The 1,194-nt window shown below is 55.9% G+C and carries 1 rRNA gene; it reads left to right on the top strand.

The window, feature by feature from the left end:
- Positions 1-1,172: ribosomal RNA gene (locus ADK65_RS34465) — 23S ribosomal RNA — on the top strand; the annotation flags it as partial.
- Positions 1,173-1,194 lie beyond the last annotated feature (22 nt).

Below are 1,194 nucleotides of genomic sequence, written 5' to 3'. Positions count from 1 at the left end.
GAGCTGGGGGTGGCCGCAGAGACCAGCGAGAAGCGACTGTTTACTAAAAACACAGGTCCGTGCGAAGCCGTAAGGCGATGTATACGGACTGACGCCTGCCCGGTGCTGGAACGTTAAGGGGACCGGTTAGCTCTGATTCGTCAGGGCGAAGCTGAGAACTTAAGCGCCAGTAAACGGCGGTGGTAACTATAACCATCCTAAGGTAGCGAAATTCCTTGTCGGGTAAGTTCCGACCTGCACGAATGGCGTAACGACTTCTCGACTGTCTCAACCATAGGCCCGGTGAAATTGCACTACGAGTAAAGATGCTCGTTTCGCGCAGCAGGACGGAAAGACCCCGGGACCTTTACTACAGTTTGATATTGGTGTTCGGTTCGGCTTGTGTAGGATAGCTGGGAGACTTTGAAGCTCACACGCCAGTGTGGGTGGAGTCGTCGTTGAAATACCAGTCTGGTCGTGCTGGATGTCTAACCTGGGTCCGTGATCCGGATCAGGGACAGTGTCTGATGGGTAGTTTAACTGGGGCGGTTGCCTCCTAAAGAGTAACGGAGGCGCCCAAAGGTTCCCTCAGCCTGGTTGGCAATCAGGTGTTGAGTGTAAGTGCACAAGGGAGCTTGACTGTGAGACCGACGGGTCGAGCAGGGACGAAAGTCGGGACTAGTGATCCGGCGGTGGCTTGTGGAAGCGCCGTCGCTCAACGGATAAAAGGTACCCCGGGGATAACAGGCTGATCTTCCCCAAGAGTCCATATCGACGGGATGGTTTGGCACCTCGATGTCGGCTCGTCGCATCCTGGGGCTGGAGTCGGTCCCAAGGGTTGGGCTGTTCGCCCATTAAAGCGGTACGCGAGCTGGGTTTAGAACGTCGTGAGACAGTTCGGTCCCTATCCGCTGTGCGCGTAGGAATATTGAGAAGGGCTGTCCCTAGTACGAGAGGACCGGGACGGACGAACCTCTGGTGTGCCAGTTGTTCTGCCAAGGGCATGGCTGGTTGGCTACGTTCGGGAGGGATAACCGCTGAAAGCATCTAAGCGGGAAGCCTGCTTCGAGATGAGTATTCCCACCTCCTTGAGAGGGTAAGGCTCCCAGTAGACGACTGGGTTGATAGGCCGGATATGGAAGCACGGTAACGTGTGGAGTTGACCGGTACTAATAGGCCGAGGGCTTGTCCTCAGTTGCTCGCGTCCACTGTGTT

The sequence above is a fragment of the Streptomyces sp. NRRL B-1140 genome (assembly GCF_001280065.1).
GTDB lineage: Bacteria > Actinomycetota > Actinomycetes > Streptomycetales > Streptomycetaceae > Streptomyces.
Note: the sequence above shows the minus strand (reverse complement) of the source record. Positions and strands in the feature narration are given on the sequence as shown.